Origin of the sequence: Rhizobium sp. R86522 (assembly GCF_042466255.1) — a bacterium.
Taxonomy (GTDB): domain Bacteria; phylum Pseudomonadota; class Alphaproteobacteria; order Rhizobiales; family Rhizobiaceae; genus Allorhizobium.
Map to the genome: position 1 here is coordinate 1605468 of NZ_JAXHBX010000001.1, position 21935 is coordinate 1627402.

Consider the following 21935-nt stretch of genomic DNA (forward strand, 5'->3'; position numbering starts at 1 on the left):
CCCTTAAGGTCGTATCCAGTTGAGGCAATCCGACCGAGAAACAAAGAGAAACCAAGGACCTGCGCTACCCGTCCATTTGACCCGCATCCGTCTTTTGTAGGGTTATGAAAACGCTCGTTCTTTGACTGGTACGAGAATTGCTTCGCGAGAGGGCGTACAGCGCGCGACCGGCCGTCGCCGGTCGCAGGGGGATGAATTGAACCAGGCCGAGCGGATTCCCAGAATTCGGCGGACCTACAACAAGTGGGTCGCCAACCAGACCTTGGAGGATTATGCCCTCCGCTTCACCGCACACGAGGTGCGTCGCTTCTCGCCGGGGCGGATCGCCAATACGGCACTAGGCGCCATTTCATTCCTGGCGCTGGAGGCGATCGGGGGGGCTATAACCCTGAGCTACGGCTTCACCAATGCAACGCTTGCGATTCTGGTCGCATGCTCGGTCATGCTGGTGATCGGCATTCCGATCGCCTACAGCGCCGCCCGTTACGGGGTGGATATCGATCTGCTCACCCGTGGTGCCGGTTTCGGCTATCTCGGCTCCACGGTCACCTCGCTGATCTATGCCTGCTTCACCTTCCTCTTCTTCGCCATTGAGGCCGCCATCATCGCCAAAGCGCTGGAGTTGATTACAGGACTGCCGCTCTCGATCGGCTATATCGTCAGTGCAGTCGCGATCATTCCGCTGGTCACCCACGGCGTGACGTTCATCAGCCGGTTTCAAGCCTGGTCGCAGCCCTTCTGGGTGGTGCTACAGCTTGCTCCCTTTGTCTTCATAGCATCTCAGGGGCTGCAGCCGGTGCGGGACTGGACCGGTTACACCGGGCTCCTCGGCCCGATGGACCACAGCTTCGATGTTGCGCTTTTTGGTCTCTGCTCGGCCGTGGTCTTCTCTCTGGCCGCACAGATCGGCGAGCAGGTGGACTATCTCCGCTTCCTGCCACGTAAAACCGAAAAGAACCGAATCCAGTGGTGGGTCGCTCTTCTCAGTGCAGGTCCTGGCTGGATCGTGATCGGCGGCCTGAAGATTCTGGCCGGCTCCTTCCTCGCCTTTTACGCCTTCCGCAATGGGGTTGCATTCGAGGATGCATCCGACCCGACGCAGATGTATCTGACCGTGTTCAGCCAAATGCTGGGCTCACCCGAATTTGCGCTCGGCGTCACCGGCATCTTTGTTGTGATCTGCCAGGTCAAGATCAATGTCACGAACACCTATGCAGGCTCCATCGCCTGGTCGAACTTCTTCTCGCGCCTGACACACAGCCATCCGGGCCGTGTGGTCTGGCTCGTGTTCAACGTGCTGATCGGCCTGCTGCTGATGGAATTCGGCATCTACAAGGCGCTGGAGACCGTGCTCGGCCTCTATTCTATTGTTGCGATCGCCTGGACCGCCTCGATCGCCGCCGACCTGATGATCGCAAAGCCTCTCGGCCTGTCGCCGCCGATCATCGAATTCAAGCGTGCCCATCTCTACGATATCAATCCGGTTGGCTTCGGCTCGATGACGATCGCCGTGCTCGCGGCCTTCGCCGCCTATGGCGGGCTGATGGGTGAGCTCGCCACCAAGATTTATGTCTACGTCGCACTCGCTTTGCCGTTCCTGCTCGTACCCTTGATTGCGAAGGCGACGGGCGGGCGCTACTACATCGCCAGAACGAGCTGCGTTGAGGCCGACGCCCAGGGGCATACCGGATGTTCGATCTGCGAACTGAAGTTCGACCGGGAGGACATGGCGCATTGCCCAGCCTATTCGGGACCGATCTGCTCACTTTGCTGCTCACTGGACGCACGATGCCACGACATTTGCAAGTCCGATGCGCGGTTCAGCCAGCAGGCGAAGTCACTTGCCCAGTCCTGGCTGCCGGCCGGAGTGGCCGAGGCGGTGAACGGCAGCGTGATGCGCTATCTGGCGCTTTTCTCAGTTGTGAACGCCTTTATGGGCAGCGTCTTCTGGCTCATCCACTTCCAGAGCACGATCGAATATCCGGATGCTGCGGAACTGATCGGTTTCGAGCTCTGGAAGCTCTACATCATCCTCTTCATCCTGGCCGGCATCGTCACCTGGCTTTTCGTTCTGGCACAGGAGAGCCGTGACTTCGCAGAGGAAGAGGCCAGTCGCCACACCCGCTTGCTCATGGACGAAATCCGGGCGCATGAAGAAACCGACCGGCTGCTGCAGAAGGCGAAGGAGGCGGCGGAATCGGCCAATCTTGCCAAGAGCAAATATGTTGTTGGCCTCAGCCACGAACTACGCACGCCGCTGACCGCGATCCTGGGTTATGCTCAGGTGCTTGAGCGTCAGCAGGGCATGCCGAACATCGTCCACAATGCCGCCCGGACCATCAAGCGCAGCGGAGAGCATCTCGCCGACATGATCGAGGGGTTGCTTGATATCTCCAAGATCGAGGCCGGCAAATTTGAGATCTACCGCCACAAAATCGCGCTCGGTCCGTTCCTCGACCAGATTGTCGATATGTTCAGCCTGCAAGCCCAGGCCAAGGGTATTGGCTTCGAGTTCCGCGCCACCTCCCCCATCCCGGATTATGTGTTCGCCGACGAGAAGCGCCTGCGACAGGTGCTGATCAACATGCTCTCAAACGCCATCAAGTTCACCCATCGCGGGCAGGTCTGCTTCACGCTATCCTATCGCGGCCAAGTGGCCACCTTTGAAATCGAGGATACCGGCGTCGGCATCAAGCAGCAGGATCTGGAGCGGATCTTCCTGCCGTTCGAACGCGCGGAGCAACCACACGGCCAGACCCAGCCCCCAGGAACGGGGCTTGGGCTCACGATCACGAGACTGTTGGTCGAGATCATGGGCGGAGACCTGAAGCTCGCAAGCCGCCCGGGTAAGGGCACGCAGTTCACCATCCGGCTGATGCTCTCCGAGGCGCAAAGGCCTGAGGACATGGTGGCGCCGGCTCTGGCCGTCGCCGGCTATGAGGGACGCCGCCGGATGATCCTGATAGCCGATGACGATACAACCCAGCGGGCGCTGATGGAGGAGGTTCTGACCCCGCTCGGTTTCTCGGTGGTAACGGTGAATGATGGTCCGGCCTGCCTCTCCACGCTCGCTCTCCATCGCCCGGATATTGTCATTCTCGATCTTGCGATGCCCAGCATGTCCGGGTGGGACGTGGCCAAGCGCATCCGCCAACGTTACGGCCGGGATCTTCCCATCCTGATCCTGTCGGCCGATGCCGGAAACGAACGCACCAAGCCCGAATATGCCCCGCTCTTTGATTCCTACCTGATCAAGCCCTTCAATTTCGAAGGACTGTTCGAACGTCTGGCGACCCTCATTCCGCTGACATGGATTCTCGATGACGGCGTTCACGTCGAGGCTTCCCAACGACCTTCTTTCACGCTGGAGGAACTGCCCGAGCCGCGCAAGCTACAGCAGCTCAAAACGCTGGGCGAGACAGGCTTCGTCCGTTCGATAGAAGCGATGCTCAACGATCTGGAAATCTCCACCCCTGGAACAGAGCGCTTCTGCAGGCATATGCGCCAACTGGCCACGAACTATCGCCTCCGCGAGTTCCTGGCGATTATTGAGGATACCAAGAGCCATGCCTGACGCATTCGATGGCAACCGTGTTCTGATTGTAGACGATTCCAGCGAGGCGCTCGCCATGCTCTCGGACGCCCTCAGCCTTGAGGGCCTTGAGGTGCACACCTCAAGCAGCGGAAGATCAGCCATTTCCATGGCCAATTTCAAAGTGCCTGACATCGTCTTGATGGACGCGATGATGCCTGGACTGGACGGTTTCGAGACCTGCAGGATTCTGAAGGCGGCCCGCGGCTTCGAAGACCTGCCGGTAATCTTCATGACCGGGTATAACGAGAATGAGCATGTCGTGAAGGCGCTTGCATCAGGCGGCGTCGACTTTGTCGTCAAGCCGATCCGGCTCGATCAGCTCTTTGCCCGCATGCGTGTCCATCTGAGCAATTCTAAGCGCGCGCGGTCGGCCCGTCATGCTCTCAATTCTACGGGTCGCTGGATTGTCGCTTGCGACACGAACGGGCTGATCGCCTGGTCGACACCCCAGGCATCGGATCTCTTGGCCAAGGTTGGCATAAGGGCAGACACCAACAGCTATCTGCCGCTCGAGATCCTCTCCTGGCTGGCGGACGGCGCTTGCAATGATGTTGGCGGCAATCCGAACGTCTTTCATTACGCGCGGCTTGGCCACGACATTGAGTTTCGGCGCCTTTCGGACAGCGGGGACGACGAGATTTTGCTGCGGCTTGTCGACCGTCGTCGCGGCGCCGACGAGGAACAGCTTGCAAGGGCCTTCGGCGTGACACTGCGTGAGGCGGAGGTTCTCCTATGGGTGGCCCACGGAAAGTCAAACAAGGAAATTGCAGATATCCTGGACATGTCACCGCGCACCGTAAACAAGCACATGGAGCAGATCTTCAACAAACTCGCTGTTGAGAAGCGGACCTCCGCCGCCACTCTGGCCGTGCGAGTGCTGTGGCGGGAGTGATGAAAGAGCGACCACGAGTGCCATCATACTGGCCCGCTGCCGGTTTCATGGAAATCGGGCTAAAGCGTTCCTGCTGAACCCGGAGAGCAGGAATTCAAAGATGAATACTCACCCCGTGAGTCCAAGCTTGAAGCCGTGACGTTGCCGCGAGAACCTGGGGTCAGTGTTGCGCAGACCTCATGATCCTGATGTTCAAAAGGTGACCCGCGTTTCGGTCAACCACTGCCATCTGGCTCGACAAGTTGTCCGGCGTGTGGATAGTGTGAGGCCAGGAGGCTGGGAGGCGAGCCGAACGCAGATCAGTGAAAGCCGCAGTATCGATCGCTCGTGCCATCGCATGAGCGATGCATAGGAATGTCCGAAGGTTGCAAAGACAGCTATGACGGAACTCACCACATCGTTCAGCTATAGCCCGGTCCTCGTCGCCCTTTCAGTGGTGGTGGCAATCCAGGCGGGATACGTCGGCATCAGTCTCGCGCTTCTCATACCAGCCGCCTTTGCCAACCGACGCCGCCTCCTGATCGCAGGCTCGGCGATGACGCTCTCAGTCGGCATCTGGAGCATGCATTTCATCGGCATGCTGGCGATCACCACCGCCGTCGCGATCGACTATGCCGTCGTACCCACGCTTCTCTCATTCCTCATTTGCTGTCTTGTCACGGGCGTCGCGATCTACCTTGCGAGCCTGCGATCGCAACGCCTGCTGGTGATCGCCGCAGTGCTCATGGGCATTGGCATCACCACAATGCACTATGTCGGCATGACGGCCGTGCATTCGGTATTTCATCTCACGCACGATCCCGCCTACGCTCTGGCCAGTATAGCGATTGCCATCGCTGCGTCCGGCCTTGCGCTCTGGCTCGCCTTTTCCGCCGACAGGCGACCGCCACTGTTTCTCTGTGCCGTGGTGCTCGGCTGCGCAGTATCGGGTATGCACTATATGGCGATGGCAGGAACGACACTGCATCTGGCCGCTGCAGAGGTGGCAAACACGACATCCTTGATGTCCGGCGACATACTGGCAGCCATTGTGAGCGTGGTCGCCTGTAGCATCTCGGCCGTGTTCATGCTGGCGCTGGTCCCAACAGAGCCGAAAGATACGCGCGGCGAGAACGCCTGGAACGCGGCACATGCTGTGCCAGACGCGCGCCCACAGGAAGGCCCCCAATCGGACATTACCCCAACGATCTCGCTAAATCCGGCCGAGCAGCACCTCATGCAGACCGCGACCGAACCCGGCCCGATGGTGGCCGCAGTCGCTGCGTCGCCTGCCCCAATTCTGTCCGCAGACGATCTCCTGCTGCCGATCGAAAGGAACGGCAAGCGTTTTCACATTGCAGCAGATGACATCGTTTCGGTTCATTCCAACGCGCATTACACCTATATCTTCAACGGTCGTGACGACCTTTTCTGCCCACTGTCGATCTCCGACATCGCAGCACGCCTGCCCGAGACGATTTTTTCCCGGGTCCATCGCAGCTATATCGTGAACCTCTTCTTCGTTGTCCGCATCAAGAAGACCGGTGACTCGGGCGCGGTCGAACTGGATACGCCGATCAGGCGTACGGTGCCTGTCAGTCGGTCGAGGCTGACAGGCTTTCGGTCTGAGCTCGCCGCCTTCAAAGCATCGAGAAGCGGCACCACCCCCGACTGTCGTTAGGTCAATTCTCCTGCCGCATTTCGTGCGGAACTCGCTGCATTTCGTGCAAATGGAGGCGTTTTGGTGTGCTTGCCATTGTTTGGCGGCAACATTCATCGCCTGCTGTGCTGACTCGACAAAGGCCAAGGAGGTTCGGCCTTTAACGATGCGAGACGAAGCTTTGGGAGGAGCGACGGATGATACCTGGCACGTTCGATTACCATCGGCCAACGACAGTCGAAAGCGCTGTCGCATTGTTGTTGCAACTCGGCGAGGATGCCCGGCCGCTGGCCGGCGGTCACAGCCTGATACCGCTGATGAAGACACGGCTGGCAGCGCCTGAGCATCTCGTTGATCTCACCGCTATCGAGGGGTTGCGTCGCCTGGAAGTGGTCGGCACTGATGTGATCATCGGGGCGATGACAACACAGCATTCGGTCATCACCAGCACCTTGCTCGCAGACCTCGTTCCAATCCTTCGCGAGACAGCCCTCGTCATTGCCGACCCACAGATCCGCTACAAGGGCACGATCGGCGGCAATTGCGCCAACGGTGATCCCGGCAATGACATGCCGGCTCTGATGCAGTGTCTTGGAGCCAGCTACCAGCTGACCGGCACCGGTGGCAGCCGCCAGGTTCCGGCGCGGGATTTCTATCTCGGTGCCTATGAGACCGCTCTGGAACCCGGCGAGATCCTGACCGAGATCCGTATTCCGATCCCACCTGCCGGTCATGGCTACGGCTATGAAAAACTCAAGCGCAAGGTCGGAGACTATGCAACCGCAGCTGCGGCGGTGGTCATCACCATGGCGGGAGGCACCTGCACCAGTGCCTCCATCGGCCTGACGAATGTGTCCGAAACGCCGCTCTGGGCGTCCGAGGCAGCTGGCATTCTGGTTGGCAGCACGCTCGATGCGGCAACCGTCAATGCGGCAGTCGCTGCGGCCGAGGCCATCACCAATCCGGCCTCCGATATGCGTGGGCCTGCCGAATACCGCACCAAGATGGCCGGTATCATGCTGCGCCGGGCACTCGATCGGGCACAGACCCGCGCCAAGGGTTGAGGGGGGGAAACCATGACAAAGTCGCATATCAAGGTCACCATCAATGGCAAGGCTGTGGAGGCTCTCGTCGAGCCGCGCACTTTGCTGATCCATTTCCTGCGTGAGCAGCAGAACCTGACGGGCGCCCATATCGGCTGCGACACCGGCCATTGCGGCGCCTGCACGGTCGACATGGACGACATGTCGGTGAAGAGCTGCATGACCTTCGCCGTCCAGGCCGATGGCGCCAGCATCACCACGATTGAAGGCGTCGCCAATCCGGACGGAACGCTCAGCGCTCTGCAGGAGGGCTTCCGCATGATGCACGGCCTGCAATGCGGATACTGCACGCCGGGCATGATCTTGCGCGCCCATCGCCTTCTTCAGGAAAACGCCAATCCGACCGAGGAGGAAATTCGCTACGGCATCGCCGGCAATCTCTGTCGTTGCACCGGCTATGTGAACATCGTCAAGGCCATCCAGTATGCGGCGGCCAAGATCAATGGAACACCGTTTCAGGAGGCCGCGGAATGAACGAGCAAGTCAAGATTGACACCGATCGTGCCGAGCGGACCGAAAAGCTGCAGGGCATGGGCTGCAAGCGCAAGCGCGTCGAGGACATCCGCTTTACGCAAGGCAAGGGCTCTTATGTCGACGACCTGAAACTGCCGGGCATGTTGTTCGGCGATTTCGTCCGGTCGCCCCACGCGCATGCGCGCATTGTCAGCATCGACACGTCGCGCGCCAAGGCGCTGCCGGGGGTGATTGCGGTGCTGACAGCTGCCGATCTGAAGCCGCTTGGCCTGCACTACATGCCGACGCTTGCCGGCGACGTCCAGGCGGTTCTGGCTGAAGAGAAAGTGCTGTTCCAGAACCAGGAAGTCGCCTTCGTCATCGCCGAGGATCGCTACATCGCCTCTGATGCGACCGAACTTGTTGATGTCATCTATGAGGCGCTGCCCTGCATCGTCGACCCGTTCAAGGCCATGCTCCCGGATGCGCCGATCCTGCGCGAAGACATCAAGGACAAGATGGTTGGCGCCCACGGACCGCGCAAACATCCCAACCACATCTTCGAATGGCAGATCGGCGATAGACAAGCGACAGACGATGTTTTTGCCAAGGCGGATGTGACGATCAAGGAAATGCTGGTCGACCACCGCACCCATCCGTCGCCGCTCGAAACCTGCCAGTCGGTCGCCTCGTTCGACAAGGTCAAGGGCGAACTGACGCTCTGGGGTACCTTCCAGGCACCGCATGTCATCCGCACGGTCGTCTCGCTGATCTCCGGCCTGCCGGAACACAAGATCCACGTGATCGCGCCGGATATCGGCGGTGGCTTCGGCAACAAGGTCGGCGCCTATGCCGGCTATGTCTGCTCTGTCGTCGGCTCGATCGTGCTGGGCGTGCCGGTCAAATGGGTGGAAGACCGGATGGAGAACCTCTCCACCACATCCTTTGCCCGCGACTATCACATGACCACGGAACTGGCCGCCACCAAGGACGGCAAGATCCTCGGCATGCGGGTGCATGTGCTGGCCGATCACGGTGCCTTCGATGCCTGCGCCGACCCGTCCAAATGGCCGGCCGGCTTCATGAACATCTGCACCGGCTCTTATGACATCCCGGTGGCACATCTGGCCGTCGATGGTGTCTATACCAACAAGGCGTCCGGCGGTGTCGCCTATCGCTGTTCGTTCCGGGTGACGGAGGCGGTGTTTGCCATCGAGCGGGCCATAGAAGTGCTGGCCCAGAAACTCGGCATGGATGCCGCGGAGCTGCGGATCAAGAATTTCATCAAGGCCGAGCAGTTTCCCTATCACTCGGCGCTCGGCTGGGAATATGACAGCGGCGACTATCACACCGCCATGAAGAAGGCGATGGACGCAATCGACTATAAGGCCCTGCGTGCCGAACAGGCGGAAAAACGCGAGGCATTCAAACGCGGCGAAACGCGCGAGTTAATGGGCATCGGCATTTCGTTTTTCACCGAAATTGTCGGCGCGGGACCGGCCAAGAACTGCGACATTCTCGGCATCGCGATGTTCGATTCCGCTGAGATCCGCATCCATCCGACCGGCTCCGTGATTGCCCGGATGGGCACCAAGAGCCAGGGGCAAGGGCACGAGACGACCTATGCCCAGATCATCGCCACCGAACTTGGCATTCCCGCCGACGACATCATGATCGAGGAAGGCAATACCGATACCGCACCTTATGGTCTCGGCACCTACGGCTCCCGCTCAACCCCGGTTGCCGGCGCTGCAACCGCAGTGGCTGCCCGCAAGATCAAGGCCAAGGCCCAGATGATCGCCGCCCATATGCTCGAAGTGCATGAGGGCGATCTGGAGTGGGATATCGACCGCTTCCGCGTCAAGGGCCTGCCAGAGAAGTTCAAGACGATGAAGGAGATCGCCTGGTCGGCCTATAATGCCCCGCCGCCGAACCTCGAGCCCGGTCTGGAGGCGGTCAACTATTACGAGCCGCCCAACATGACCTATCCCTTCGGCGCCTATTTCTGCGTCATGGATATCGATGTCGATACGGGTGTGGCCAAGACGCGACGCTTCTACGCGCTGGACGATTGCGGCACGCGCATCAATCCCATGATCATCGAGGGACAGGTGCATGGCGGGCTGACGGAAGCCTTTGCCTGTGCCATGGGCCAGGAGATCCGCTACGACGAGATGGGCAATGTCATGGGGGCGTCCTTCATGGACTTCTTCCTACCGACCGCCGTCGAGACGCCGCATTGGGAGACGGACTTTACCGTCACGCCCTCGCCGCATCATCCGATCGGTGCCAAGGGCGTCGGTGAAAGCCCGCATGTCGGCGGCGTGCCGTGCTTCTCCAATGCGGTCAACGACGCCTATGCCTTCCTCGATGCCGGCCATATCCAGATGCCGCATGATGCCTGGCGGCTGTGGAAGGTCGGCGAACGTCTCGGGTTGCACGGGTAAGTACGGATCAGTCAATGGCAGTGACACTTCCTCAGGAGAAGATTGCCGCGCAGATGGCCGCGGTCGGGTATGTGCCCGATCGCGACCTGTCGACCGCGCTATGGCTGATGGACAGCCTGTCACGGCCGCTGCTTCTGGAAGGCGAGGCAGGTGTCGGCAAGACGGAGGTCGCACGCGCCCTGGCGCTGGCGCATGAAACAAAACTGATCCGGTTGCAATGCTATGAAGGGCTGGACCAGAGTTCGGCCCTCTATGAATGGAATTACCAGCGGCAGTTGCTGGCGATCAAGGCGCGCGAAGGCATCAATGCCGACGAGGTCGAAGAGGCGATCTTCTCCGAAAAATACCTGCTTGAGCGGCCTCTGCTGGCCGCCATCCGGCAGGCCAAGGCACCCGTTCTGCTGATCGACGAGGTTGATCGGGCAGACGAGGAGTTCGAGGCCTTTCTTCTGGAGATTCTATCGGATTTCCAGGTGTCGATACCGGAACTCGGGACGATTACGGCGACGGCCATTCCGCGGGTTATCCTGACCAGCAACGGAACCCGCGAGTTGTCCGACGCGCTCAGGCGCCGGTGCCTCTACCATTACGTCGATTTTCCCGATGTTGACCGCGAGGCGCGGATCATCCTGTCGCGGCTGCCGGGCATTGATGCGGCGCTGGCCTTGCAGATCGCTTCGATGGTCGGCCTCATCCGCAAGGAGGACCTGCGCAAGACACCGGGTGTCGCCGAAACGCTGGATTGGGCCGCAACGCTTGCCGGCCTCGACATCCGGCATCTGCATGACGAGCCCGAAGCGGTGCATGAGACCTTGATGTGTCTGATCAAGACAGCGGAGGACAAGGCCCGCATGTCGCGCCAGGTTACCGAGCGACTGCTCGGAAAGGTGGCGTGAGATGAGCGCGCTGCGGATGGCCGAGCCAGACCTGGGTGAGTTGATGCGGACTAAGCTCTCTGGCTTCGTGGCGACGCTGCGCGACAACGGTTTCATTGTCGGTCTCGCAGAATATCGTGATGCGCTCACTGTGATGAGCGGCGACAGCGCCAGCCGTCCGTCGCGGCTGCGTCCGGCACTCCGATCGCTCTTCTGCAGCCGACATTCCGACTGGACGATGTTCGATGAGATTTTTGATGCCTTCTGGCTAAAACGGGGCATGAAATCTGCCACGCGGATGTCGGGCGCACCGCAAAAGGCCCCTGACGGGGTGCAGGCGGCCGCGTCCGGAGCGCGCGGTCAGGGGGCCCAAGAACACGCGGATCATGTCCAGCGTGGTCAGGGTGAAGAGGCTTTCGAGACCGGCGAAACCCGGCGTGAGGGCGCGTCCCGCGCCGAGTTCATCGGCAAGACCGACTTCCGGCACCTGACGCATCCGGACGATCTCGCCGAGGCGCATCGCCTGGCTGAACGCCTCGCCGTTTCGATGCGTGCGCGCATCACGCGGCGCATGCGGGCACGGCGCCAAGGCCAGCGGCTTGATCTCAGGCGCACGATCCACAAGAGCATCGCGAATGGCGGCACGCCGATACAGTTGGTGTTTCGGAAGCGGCGGGAAAAACCGCTGCGGCTGGTCGTGCTTCTCGACGGTTCCGGCTCGATGAGCCTCTACTCGGCGGTGTTCCTGCGCTTCATGCATGGCGTGCTCGACGCATTTCGCGAGGCCGAGGCATTCCTCTTTCACACGCGCCTCGTTCATATCGCGCCGGCGCTGCGGGAGCGCGATCCGCAGCGTGCCGTCGAGCGGATGGCGCTGATGGGTCAGGGAACCGGCGGCGGAACCCGCATCGGCGACAGTCTTGCAACCTTCAACAGATGGCATGCGAAACGCTGCATCCATTCGCGCACCTGCGTCATGATCGTGTCGGACGGTTACGATACGGGTCCGGCAGAACGGCTGGGCGACGAGATGCGGGCGCTCCGGCGGCGGTGCCGGCGGATCGCATGGCTGAACCCGATGATCGGCTGGCAGGACTATGCCCCGGAGGCGGCCGGTATGAAGGCGGCGCTTCCTTACGTCGATCTCTTTGCGCCGGCTCACAACCTGGAGAGCCTCAAGGCGCTCGAACCCTATCTGGCGAGGATCTGAGCATGCAGGACACCTCCGATATTCTCGATCTGGTCAGTCAGACCAAGGCGCGTGGAGAGCCCTTTGCCATCGCAACGGTCGTCCGCACCGTCTCGGTTACGGCTGCCAAGGCGGGTGCCAAGGCTGTGGTCTTGGCAGACGGTAGCATCTCTGCCGGCTGGATCGGCGGCGGTTGCGCCCGTGGTGCCGTGCTGAAGGCTGCGGCTGAGGCCATCCGCGACGGTCAGCCTCGCCTGATCAGCATCCAGCCGAAAGACCTGCTTGAGGTGCAACAGGTCAAACCCGGCGACATGAAGGACGGCGTGTTCTACGCCCGCAACATGTGCCCGAGCCAGGGCACGATGGATGTGTTCGTCGAACCCGTCCTGCCGCGCCCGCACCTTGCTATTCTTGGCACCTCTCCGGTGGCTGTGGCCCTTGCCGATATCGCCCGGCGCATGGGATTCTTCGTCACGATCTGCGCGCCGCAGGCCGATCATGCCGCGTTTGGCATCACGGACCGGATGGTGGATGGTTTCGACCTGCCGACCGACGGTTCACAGCAAGGATATATTGTCATTGCGACCCAGGGACGCGGTGATAGCGCAGCGCTGAAGGCGGTTCTTGGCATCCAAAGCCGCTATACCGGCTTCGTCGGTTCGCGCAAGAAATTTGCGGCGCTGAGACGCGACCTGGAAGGCGACGGGATCGATGCCAGAGCGTTGGACGACATTCACTCGCCGGCAGGCCTCGACCTCGGCTCCATTACACCAGACGAAATTGCCTTCTCGATCGTCGCGGAAATAATCGAGATCAGGCGACGCGGCCAAAGAAACGCATAATGGGAGAACAATCATGGACATGAACGGATCACAACGCATAGAAGCGTCGCGCGAAGCCGTCTATGCGGCTCTGAACGACGTGGACATCTTGCGCCAGTGCATACCCGGCTGCGACTCCATCGAAAAGACGTCCGAAACCGAGATGGTCGCCAAGGTGACGCTGCGCATCGGCCCGGTCAAGGCGAGCTTTGCCGGCACTGTCACCCTGTCCGATCTGGATCCGCCGAATGGCTATACGATCTCTGGAGAGGGGTCAGGCGGCATGGCCGGTTTTGCCAAGGGGGGCGCCAATGTCACGCTCGAACCGGATGGCGATGCAACAATTCTGCACTATGTCGTGAAAGCCGAAATTGGCGGCAAGCTGGCACAGATGGGCAGCCGGCTCATCGACAGCACGGCGAAGAAACTGGCGGGCGACTTCTTTGAGAAATTCGGCGCGGTTGTCGGCGAACCGGCTGTCGTAGAGCCGCTTGCTGTCGAAGAACCTTCTGAAGAGAAGGCCAGCAAGGGGTGGATGAGCCGCATCCTCGGTACCAGCACCACAGCCTTCCTCATTCTCGCCCTCACACCGGGCCTATGCTGCATCGCCGGCGATCATTCGGCTATGGGAGAAGACATGATGATGTCCTCGATCTGTTCAGAGCAGCCAGGGTCGCTCTGAACACCTGCAGGCCTTTCGTTGCGTGTAAGCGGTGCGCAGGAAAACTTGAGGCATTTCTCCCAAGAATCTGGTTTTCGTCCATATTGCTTTTGAGGCATTCACATCCACCAAGCTGTTCCGATTCACGATGCCTTGCAGCTCTGGTCCCAGATCACAAGCGTTTCAGGAATACGGTGCAGGTGTGTGTGAACAGCACGCAAATGAGATTTCCAGTCCCGACTTTGCCTGCGGGAACCAGATTAGAGACCTGTGATCGTTCCATCCGATACTGGCTTGTCGTCCGGTTTCAACCGCCTGGCCTTGGCGTCGCCCAACATCAAAAAATCACTTCATTTCGCATCGCATGCATCCGGCCTAGCCCGCCATTTGGCCCGCCACTACCACTGAAATTCGGCGCAAAGACATGCGACGAAATGGAGTGTGGAAGATCGCGAAAGCTACATTTTGTGTTGTGCGTTCAATGCGATACGAGCCAAAAGTAGATCGATCGAGACTCAACGGTAGGCAGAAACCCGGTCCGCCACGAAACACAAATGTCCATACCGAAGACTTCCGTGATCGCTCGCGCCGGATCCACGGTGCCCTCCCCCGAACCTGACGTGCGCCCTACGGCGGTTGCCCTCCGGAGCTGCCCGTAAGGATTTCGCGTGCCGCGCCAGGGTGGAGCTCTGTTTTTTCCGCAAGATCGATCAGATTGTAATAATTGATTTAGCCGATCACCAAGGCCCGTGTCCTATTCTGGATCAAGGCAGGTTGGCAGGATTGGTTTCATGCGTGTGACGGTGGCCCTGATGATCGCGGCGGTGTTCAGCATCCTGGCGATCAAATATTCCGAGCAATCCCTCGGTGGCGGACGGTTGACGGCATCTGCGACCGATGTTTCTGCAGGTTGATCTTCTCAGACGACCGGGGTTGTGGCTTTTCGACCACAGCCTGCTGTCTTTCGATGTATTTCCAGCTTGAAAGCGGCCTCAGAGGAACCGGTTTTGCCGCAATCTCGTTGAGGATCGCCAGGCAGGAGCAAAGACCATGAGATACATTTTCATCCTGCTGATCGCCTCGGTGCTCAGCATACTCGCCTTAAAACATGCGAACAATTCGCTCGGCGGCGGCGAACTGATGGCATCGCCGATGGATGTGTCGCAGGAAACCTGATTGCGCAACCGTTCATCCGGCGGCTCAGAATGCGCCGCCCCGTCAGCCTAGAAGGCCATCCAGCCATTCACGCGACAGGCGTGTTTCCAACTCCGTCGCCAGATCGTCCAAGGCCGCGTCGACACTCGCCCGATAGTTCGTTCCGCCGCCATGAACCCCGAAACTCTCGAGAAGCTTGCGTCTATAGGCGTCGCTCGAGAATAGCCCGTGCAGGTAGGTTCCGATAACGCGCCGATCGGCGGAGCCCGCACCGTCAGCCCGTCCGTCGATGCGAATCGGGGCTCGTAGCGTATCCGGTCCTTGTGTCACCCCGAGATGGATCTCGTAACCCGCGAGAGCGACGTCGTGTTCGAGAGAGTGGGCCTCGCTGTTGCGGACCGTTTTTTCCGGCGCCATCACGGTTTCGACGTCGAGCAGGCCAAGTCCGTCAACTGTGCGTGGCGCGCCTTCCAGACCAAGGGGGTCGGAAATCTGGCGACCCAGGATCTGATAGCCGCCACAAATGCCGATTACGCGTCCGCCGCGCCTGACATGCATTTCAAGATCCCGGTCCCAGCCGTGGCTCCGTAGTTCCTCCAGATCAGCGATCGTGGACTTGGAGCCAGGCAGGACCACCAGACCAGCATCGACAGGCAAGGGTTCGCCTGCGCGGACATAAACGAGATCGACCTCCGGTTCGGCTGCGAGCGGATCGAGATCGTCGAAATTGGCAATGCGCGACAGGACGGGCACGGCGACCTTCAAGGCGCCGCCGGTGCCCTTGACCAGGCGCTCCAGGACGACGGAATCCTCCGCCGGCAGGCGCGCGGCGGCCTTCAGCCAGGGGATGACGCCGAAGCAGGGCCAGCCGGTAAAGGTGCCTATCGCCGAAAGACCGTCGTCGAACAGCGTGACGTCACCACGGAACTTGTTGATGATGTAGCCGATGATCTGGGCGCGATCCTCGTCCGGCAGTATCGTATGCGTGCCCACGAGGGAGGCGATCACCCCTCCCCGATCGATGTCTCCGACAAGCACTACAGGCACGCCGGCGCGGGTGGCAAAGCCCATATTGGCAATATCGCCGGCCCTGAGGTTGATTTCAGCGGGCGAGCCGGCGCCTTCGACGATGACGAGGTCCTTACCCGCACAGACAGTTTCAAAACTTTCAAGGACGGCGCCCAAAAGCTGCGGTTTCAGCCGTTGGTAGTCACGACCCTTGGCCTGGCCGAAGACCTTGCCCTGGACGATGATCTGGCTGCCAGTTTCGCTCTGGGGCTTGAGCAGAACAGGATTCATGTGAACGGATGACGGCGTGCGGGCGGCGAGCGCCTGGAGCCATTGCGCACGGCCGATCTCCCCGCCGTCATCGGAGACGGCTGCGTTGTTGGACATGTTTTGCGGCTTGAAGGGCGCCACCTTGAGCCCCCTGTTCGCAGCCAGACGGCACAGTCCGGCCACAAGTATCGTCTTTCCGACATCCGATCCTGTCCCCTGCAACATGATCGCTCGTGTCATCGTGTCCTGTCCCGTTTCCGCCGCGGCATTGTCTGCCTATTTTTCATGATCTTGCAGCGATCTCGCCCGCAAAGTTGATGCAAATGCGACACTGCGGCAGCCTGTCGCGGCCGATAGCTCAGCAGTTGATCATTTGCGACATTCAATGACGGTTTGCGCGCTGGTGCGGAGACTTCGCAGTGATTATCTGCGGCTCGAAACCAGCGCCCTCAAGAGCGCGGCAATCTAGGAAACACCCATGCTCTACATCCTGCAGAACCGCAATAGCCTGGCTATCGCCTGGAACGGCCGTGCGCCGCAGCACAAGACCATCGCACGCTGGGAAGTGCGCAATCCGATCTCGTTTCGCAAGGGTTGATTCTCAGCAGGCGGCCGATCGGTGACTGCACCTCTTGCGAAGTCACTCTGACTATCGGTCGAGCCTGAAAAACAAAACGCCCCGGGACGCAATACTCGATCCGGGGCGCAACCGACAGTAACGCGTCGGCCCTCTCATCTACCGCTGTAGATGTTACCGGATCGTTAGCCCGCCGCCGCGGGCGACATTTTTTCAATTTTTTTTGTGCCTGCACGCGCGCGCCTTCGCGCCTGTCATATTGACGCAGTTGGGACAGGTTAGGTCTCACGTTGGATTGCAGCCAAACCACGCTTCTGTTCCGCCCGACACAACTGCTCGTCCGTTGGGCGCATTGACCTCGCGCCGAGGCCGAAATGCGGCAAAATCAGTCGCAACAATAGCTTGGCGCCGCTGCCGCCGCTGATCACAGGGGTCGCGAGAGGTTGATTTTCGAAACCAAAGACGTAGGCTTAGTGTCGTGACACGAGGTCGACGGGCAACAACGCCCCTTAAGACAAGGCCTGGTCCACTGGATGACGCACCGGCCAGACGCGTCCGGGCGCTCATGCGCATGAAGACAAAATTGGCAGCGCGGTCCGCAGTAGCCGCCCCTGCCCTTCCCGATGAACGCTGCAAGATAAGACTGGGAGGTCTTAACTCCATGAAGAAGCTGATTGCTTCCACCATTCTCGCCGCGGGTCTCTACGCAGTTGCCGGCTCTGCCCAGGCTGCCGAATGCGGTGATGTTTCGATTGCCGAAATGAACTGGGCGTCGGCCGGTGTCGCCGCCTATGTCGACAAGATCATCCTGGAAAGCGGCTATGGCTGCTCGGTGACGGTCGTCACCGGCGACACGATGCCGACGTTCGCCTCCATGAATGAAAAAGGCCAGCCGGACATGGCTCCGGAATTCTGGGTCAATGCCGTGCGTACCGCGCTTGACGAAGCCATTGCCGAAGGTCGTCTGATCCAGGCCGCTCCGTTGCTGTCGGATGGCGGCGTGGAAGGCTGGTGGATTCCGAAGTTCATCGCCGACGCCAATCCGGACATCAAGACTGTCGAAGATGCGCTTGCCCGTCCGGAGCTTTTCCCGGCGCCGGAAGATGCAACCAAGGCTGCAGTGACCAACTGCCCCTCGGGTTGGAACTGCCAGGTCTCGACCGCCAATCTCTATCGTGCACTCGGCGCCAAGGAGAAGGGTTTCGAGCTGGTTGATACCGGCTCGGCTGCCGGCCTTGACGGCTCGATCGCCAACGCTTTCGAAAACAAGAAGGGCTGGCTCGGTTATTACTGGGCTCCGACCGCAATTCTCGGCAAGTACGAGATGGTGAAGCTCTCCTTCGGCGTTGAACATGACAAGGCCTCCTGGGATGCGTGCACCGCCGTTCCAGACTGCGCTGATCCGAAGGTAAATGCCTATCCGGTTTCCGACGTCTACACCGTCGTCACCAAGGGCTTTGCCGAAAAGGCAGGCGTTGCCATGGATTACGTGAAGACCCGCAAATGGGACAACGCGACCGTCGGCAAGGTTCTCGCCTGGATGGAAGAAAACCAGGGCACCAACGAAGACGGCGCCAAGCACTTCCTCGAAACCTATCCGGACATGTGGACGACCTGGGTTGCCCCTGAAGTCGCCGAAAAGGTCAAGGCGTCTCTGTAAGCAAGATCGACGACTAACTGCGGCGGGCCCTGGTGCCCGCCGCGCTTTCTGCGAAGCGGCATGCCGCATCACGCCATTCAACGACTCCCGACGTCGCAGACGGCATGAATTCCCTTCCGGAACTCAATTAGCCTCTCACTCGGGAATATGGCATCGCCGTCAGGGGCCCATCGCAGCGTTTCACACGTCATAAAGTGCGAGGGTCGACAAGGGGAACGAGATGGCTTCGACTTTATGTAACTACCTGCCCGAAGTGCTGTGCAGGTTTCCAGAAATCGACGATACCGTCATGCGCGTCGCGCGAAAAAGTATCGACGACAGTTTCAAGGGCTTCGTGCGTGCCTATGGCAATGTCATTGACGCGGTGACCCATCCACTACAGCTCTTCCTGAACTGGCTTGAAGCGCTGTTCGTCAGCACGCCCTGGTTCATCTTTCTGGCGGTCATGGTCCTGATTGTGTATTACGCCAGCCGCAACATGCGGATCGTAGGTTTGACGATCATCGGCATGCTGTTCATCGGCTTCGTCGGTCTCTGGGAAGATACGATGATCACATTGGCCATCGTCACCGTGTCCACTCTGCTCGCCATTATCATCGGCATCCCGCTGGGGATCCTTATGGCGCGATCAGACAGAGCCCAATCCATCATCAATCCGATCCTTGACGTCATGCAGACGATGCCGAGTTTCGTCTACCTCATTCCGGTCGTCATGGTCTTCGGCATCGGCAAGGTTCCGGGCGTCATCGCCGTTGTCATCTATGCCGTTCCGCCGATGATCCGCCTGACCAATCTCGGCATCCGACTGGTCGATCGCGAAGTGCTGGAAGCGGCAGATGCTTTCGGGTCCTCACCGCGGCAGAAACTGATGAACGTGCAGATCCCGCTCGCGCTGCCGACCGTCATGGCCGGCATCAACCAGACCATCATGATGTCGCTCGCCATGGTCGTCGTCGCCTCGATGATTGGTGTCGGCGGGCTCGGCAAGAACGTGCTGCAGGCGATCTCCAACCAGTTCCTGACGATCGGGTTCCTCAACGGTTTTGCGCTCGTTGCCATCGCCATCATCTTCGACCGCGCCAGCCAGGCTTACGGCAAGCGCCTTCAGCGCCACACGGAGGTGGTCCATGGCTAGTCACGACATCGAAATCCGCAATCTCTACAAGATCTTCGGCCCCAATGGCGGTGCCTTCATCGACCAGGTGAAGGCCGGCATGTCGAAGTCGGAGCTTAATGAGACCCACGGACATGTGCTTGGCCTCAAGGATATCAACATCGAGATGCCCGGCGGCGGCATCACCGTCGTCATGGGCCTGTCGGGCTCCGGCAAGTCGACACTGATCCGCCACATCAACCGGCTGATCGAGCCGACGTCGGGCGAAGTTCTCTATGACGGCGTCGACGTCTGTCAGATGAACCCGCTGGAGCTTAGAGAGTTTCGCCGCCACAAGACGGCGATGGTGTTCCAGAAATTCGCACTGCTGCCACACCGCACCGTGCTCGAAAACACCGTCTATGGTCTCGACATCCAGGGCATTCCACGCTCAAAGAGCGAGGAGATCGGTCGCCGCTGGATCGACCGCGTCGGGCTCTCGGGCTTCGAGGGGCATTATCCGAACCAACTCTCGGGTGGCATGCAGCAGCGTGTGGGGCTTGCCCGGGCGCTCTCCAACGATGCTGACATTCTGCTGATGGACGAAGCCTATTCGGCTCTCGATCCGCTCATCCGCGTCGATATGCAGACGGTTCTGCTCGATCTGCAGCAGGAATTGAAAAAGACTGTCGTCTTCATCACCCACGATCTCGACGAGGCGCTGCGTCTCGGTGACAAGATCGCGATCCTGAGGGATGGCGAGGTCATTCAGCAGGGTTCCGGCCAGGACATCGTGTTGCAGCCGGCCGACGACTACATCTCGGCCTTCGTCAAGGAAGTGAACCGCGGCCGTGTCATCCGTCTCGACACGATCATGGGGCCTCTGACCGGGACTGCCGAAGGTCTCGCGATGCCGGGCGCAACGGTCTTGGAGGCTGCAGCCCGCACCATGACGGATGCGCGGCAATCGAGCGCAGTGGTCACCAACGACGGCGGCACGCCAATCGGACGCGTCGATCTGCAGCAGATCATTGCCGCCATGGTCACGCCGAAGAGTCACGAAGACAACCAGATCGCCGCCGAATAACGACGATACTAGTCGATGTCTTCTACAATACGGCCCCGTCTCTCGCGGGGCCGCTCTGTTTTTCGAGATTGAAACCATATAAAGACTTCTTTATATGATTGGCATGACCATTAGAGGATCCGCCATGGTAACCGCTTCCAATCCGCTCTCCGAACTTCTGGCCGAAAAGGGCGTGTTGCTCGCCGACGGCGCGACCGGCACCAACCTCTTCGCTCAGGGCCTCGAGGCCGGTGAGGCGCCGGAACTCTGGAACGAGGCGCAGCCGGAAAAGATCGTCAAGCTGCATCAGGATTTCGTCGATGCCGGCGCCGACATCATCCTGACCAATTCCTTCGGCGGCACGCGCCATCGCCTGAAGCTGCACCATGCCCAGGACCGCGTTCATGAACTGAACAAGAAGGCCGCAGAGATCGCTCGTTCGGTTGCCGACAAGGCACCGCGCAAGGTGATCGTCGCCGGCTCTGTCGGCCCGACCGGCGAGTTGCTGATCCCACTCGGTGCGATGTCTTACGAGGAAGCTGTTGCTGCCTTTGTCGAGCAGATGGAAGGCCTGAAAGCGGGCGGTGCCGATGTTGCCTGGATCGAGACCATGTCCTCGGCGGACGAAATCCGCGCGGCTGCCGAGGCCGCCGTCAAGGTCGGCATGCCATATACCTTTACCGGATCGTTCGACACGGCCGGCAAGACGATGATGGGTCTTCACCCGAAGGACATTCATGGTGTTGCGCCCGACATCGGGACCGGTCCGCTGGCGGTTGGTGCCAATTGTGGCGTCGGCGCGTCCGACATCCTGCAGAGCCTGCTCGACATGACCGGGGCCAATCCGGAGGCGACTGTCATCGTCAAGGGCAATTGCGGCATCCCGGAATTCAAGGGAACCGAGATCTTCTATTCGGGCACGCCGCCGCTGATGGCGGATTATGCACGCCTCGCCCGCGATGCCGGCGCGAAGATCATCGGTGGCTGCTGCGGGACGTCCTGCGATCATCTAGCCGCCATGCGCAAGGCGCTCGACGACTATACGCCCGGGCCCCGCCCGACGCTCGACGTCATCGTCGATCGCATCGGGCCGCTGCGCAACAAGACTGCAGACGAGAGCGGCGCGCAGGAAAGCAGTCGTCGCCCCCGCCGTCGCGGCAACTGAGACAGCCAAACGAATGCAAATGGAAAAGGGCGCCACAGGGCGCCCTTTCTGTTTCCACGGTAAGCCGAGGGGATCGGCCGACGAAGCCGCAGATGACGAAGAGTTGGCTGATGGCGCCGAGGCAGCCAAACAGACATTCGAGATCGCCATCCCGCGCGTCACCTAAACGTGAGATGTAACTTCGAGCGCCCTTCGACACAGTCCGGCTATTGGACGGGTCCTCAAGGCTTCGGCTTTGCATCAAGGAGACATCACTGTGCGAAAAT

17 protein-coding genes are annotated in these 21935 nt (G+C 60.2%); 16 read left to right on the forward strand and 1 reads right to left on the reverse strand.

What is annotated here, in order from left to right; all coding sequences use genetic code 11:
- The first annotated feature begins 196 nt into the window (after positions 1-196).
- The 12 genes from SJY08_RS07620 to SJY08_RS07675 all read left to right on the forward strand — a co-directional run bounded on the left by SJY08_RS07620 (position 197) and on the right by SJY08_RS07675 (position 14851).
- Complete coding sequence (locus SJY08_RS07620) at positions 197-3574, forward strand: ATP-binding protein (protein WP_377275209.1); 3378 nt, start codon at positions 197-199, stop codon at positions 3572-3574.
- Positions 3567-4487 (forward strand): response regulator, encoded by a 921-nt coding sequence (locus SJY08_RS07625; RefSeq protein ID WP_377275210.1) that lies wholly within the window; start codon positions 3567-3569, stop codon positions 4485-4487. Before SJY08_RS07620 ends, SJY08_RS07625 begins: the two co-directional genes overlap by 8 nt.
- A gap of 379 nt (positions 4488-4866) precedes the next feature.
- Complete coding sequence (locus SJY08_RS07630) at positions 4867-6147, forward strand: MHYT domain-containing protein (protein ID WP_377275211.1); 1281 nt, start codon at positions 4867-4869, stop codon at positions 6145-6147.
- Between the two features lie 176 nt (positions 6148-6323).
- Positions 6324-7190: an FAD binding domain-containing protein gene (locus SJY08_RS07635; RefSeq protein ID WP_377275212.1), complete on the forward strand. Its 867-nt coding sequence runs from the start codon at positions 6324-6326 to the stop codon at positions 7188-7190.
- 12 nt (positions 7191-7202) lie between these two features.
- A complete protein-coding gene (locus tag SJY08_RS07640) occupies positions 7203-7703 on the forward strand; it encodes a (2Fe-2S)-binding protein (RefSeq protein WP_069041398.1) in 501 nt (166 codons plus the stop codon).
- Complete coding sequence (locus tag SJY08_RS07645) at positions 7700-10129, forward strand: aerobic carbon-monoxide dehydrogenase large subunit (protein WP_377275213.1); 2430 nt, start codon at positions 7700-7702, stop codon at positions 10127-10129. Before SJY08_RS07640 ends, SJY08_RS07645 begins: the two co-directional genes overlap by 4 nt.
- Before the next feature lie 14 nt (positions 10130-10143).
- Complete coding sequence (locus tag SJY08_RS07650; protein WP_377275214.1) at positions 10144-11025, forward strand: AAA family ATPase; 882 nt, start codon at positions 10144-10146, stop codon at positions 11023-11025.
- 1 nt (position 11026) lies between these two features.
- The gene (locus tag SJY08_RS07655; protein ID WP_377275215.1) at positions 11027-12214 is read left to right on the forward strand and encodes a VWA domain-containing protein; all 1188 of its coding nucleotides are present in this window, start codon (positions 11027-11029) and stop codon (positions 12212-12214) included.
- 2 nt (positions 12215-12216) lie between these two features.
- The gene (locus SJY08_RS07660; protein WP_377275216.1) at positions 12217-13035 is read left to right on the forward strand and encodes an XdhC family protein; all 819 of its coding nucleotides are present in this window, start codon (positions 12217-12219) and stop codon (positions 13033-13035) included.
- A 13-nt stretch (positions 13036-13048) separates the two neighbouring features.
- Entirely contained in the window at positions 13049-13696 is a 648-nt protein-coding gene (locus SJY08_RS07665; protein ID WP_377275217.1) for a carbon monoxide dehydrogenase subunit G, read from the forward strand.
- A gap of 770 nt (positions 13697-14466) precedes the next feature.
- Positions 14467-14589: a hypothetical protein gene (locus SJY08_RS07670; RefSeq protein ID WP_256367282.1), complete on the forward strand. Its 123-nt coding sequence runs from the start codon at positions 14467-14469 to the stop codon at positions 14587-14589.
- Positions 14590-14725: 136 nt separating this feature from the next.
- A complete protein-coding gene (locus SJY08_RS07675; protein WP_377275218.1) occupies positions 14726-14851 on the forward strand; it encodes a hypothetical protein in 126 nt (41 codons plus the stop codon).
- Positions 14852-14893: 42 nt separating this feature from the next.
- On the opposite strand, the gene SJY08_RS07680 is transcribed toward SJY08_RS07675, so the two are convergent.
- On the reverse strand, positions 14894-16348 hold the full coding sequence (locus tag SJY08_RS07680) for a cobyric acid synthase (RefSeq protein ID WP_377275219.1): 1455 nt from the start codon (positions 16346-16348) through the stop codon (positions 14894-14896).
- 998 nt (positions 16349-17346) lie between these two features.
- Between SJY08_RS07680 and SJY08_RS07685 the strand changes: the two genes are divergently transcribed.
- From SJY08_RS07685 to bmt, 4 genes are all read left to right on the forward strand, one after another.
- On the forward strand, positions 17347-18345 hold the full coding sequence (locus SJY08_RS07685) for an ABC transporter substrate-binding protein (RefSeq protein WP_069041404.1): 999 nt from the start codon (positions 17347-17349) through the stop codon (positions 18343-18345).
- Positions 18346-18565: 220 nt separating this feature from the next.
- Positions 18566-19480 carry a proline/glycine betaine ABC transporter permease gene (locus tag SJY08_RS07690; RefSeq protein ID WP_054148093.1) on the forward strand — a complete coding sequence of 305 codons (915 nt, stop codon included), beginning with the start codon at positions 18566-18568 and terminating at the stop codon, positions 19478-19480.
- Positions 19473-20525, forward strand: a complete 1053-nt coding sequence (locus SJY08_RS07695; protein WP_054148092.1) for a glycine betaine/L-proline ABC transporter ATP-binding protein — start codon at positions 19473-19475, stop codon at positions 20523-20525. The genes SJY08_RS07690 and SJY08_RS07695 overlap by 8 nt, the downstream gene beginning before the upstream one ends.
- Positions 20526-20649: 124 nt before the next feature.
- Positions 20650-21669, forward strand: coding sequence for a betaine--homocysteine S-methyltransferase (gene bmt / locus SJY08_RS07700; RefSeq protein WP_377275220.1), 1020 nt, complete (start codon positions 20650-20652; stop codon positions 21667-21669).
- The last annotated feature ends 266 nt before the right edge of the window (positions 21670-21935 follow it).

What these genes read in the sequence shown, in the direction of transcription:
- SJY08_RS07625 (WP_377275210.1), top strand. Translation starts at nt 3,567, where the DNA reads ATGCCTGACGCATTCGATGGCAACCGTGTTCTGATTGTAGACGATTCC.
- SJY08_RS07630 (WP_377275211.1), top strand. Translation starts at nt 4,867, where the DNA reads ATGACGGAACTCACCACATCGTTCAGCTATAGCCCGGTCCTCGTCGCC.
- SJY08_RS07635 (WP_377275212.1), top strand. Translation starts at nt 6,324, where the DNA reads ATGATACCTGGCACGTTCGATTACCATCGGCCAACGACAGTCGAAAGC.
- SJY08_RS07640 (WP_069041398.1), top strand. Translation starts at nt 7,203, where the DNA reads ATGACAAAGTCGCATATCAAGGTCACCATCAATGGCAAGGCTGTGGAG.
- SJY08_RS07645 (WP_377275213.1), top strand. Translation starts at nt 7,700, where the DNA reads ATGAACGAGCAAGTCAAGATTGACACCGATCGTGCCGAGCGGACCGAA.
- SJY08_RS07650 (WP_377275214.1), top strand. Translation starts at nt 10,144, where the DNA reads ATGGCAGTGACACTTCCTCAGGAGAAGATTGCCGCGCAGATGGCCGCG.
- SJY08_RS07655 (WP_377275215.1), top strand. Translation starts at nt 11,027, where the DNA reads ATGAGCGCGCTGCGGATGGCCGAGCCAGACCTGGGTGAGTTGATGCGG.
- SJY08_RS07660 (WP_377275216.1), top strand. Translation starts at nt 12,217, where the DNA reads ATGCAGGACACCTCCGATATTCTCGATCTGGTCAGTCAGACCAAGGCG.
- SJY08_RS07665 (WP_377275217.1), top strand. Translation starts at nt 13,049, where the DNA reads ATGGACATGAACGGATCACAACGCATAGAAGCGTCGCGCGAAGCCGTC.
- SJY08_RS07670 (WP_256367282.1), top strand. Translation starts at nt 14,467, where the DNA reads ATGCGTGTGACGGTGGCCCTGATGATCGCGGCGGTGTTCAGCATCCTG.
- SJY08_RS07675 (WP_377275218.1), top strand. Translation starts at nt 14,726, where the DNA reads ATGAGATACATTTTCATCCTGCTGATCGCCTCGGTGCTCAGCATACTC.
- SJY08_RS07680 (WP_377275219.1), bottom strand. Translation starts at nt 16,348, where the DNA reads ATGACACGAGCGATCATGTTGCAGGGGACAGGATCGGATGTCGGAAAG.
- SJY08_RS07685 (WP_069041404.1), top strand. Translation starts at nt 17,347, where the DNA reads ATGAAGAAGCTGATTGCTTCCACCATTCTCGCCGCGGGTCTCTACGCA.
- SJY08_RS07690 (WP_054148093.1), top strand. Translation starts at nt 18,566, where the DNA reads ATGGCTTCGACTTTATGTAACTACCTGCCCGAAGTGCTGTGCAGGTTT.
- SJY08_RS07695 (WP_054148092.1), top strand. Translation starts at nt 19,473, where the DNA reads ATGGCTAGTCACGACATCGAAATCCGCAATCTCTACAAGATCTTCGGC.
- bmt (WP_377275220.1), top strand. Translation starts at nt 20,650, where the DNA reads ATGGTAACCGCTTCCAATCCGCTCTCCGAACTTCTGGCCGAAAAGGGC.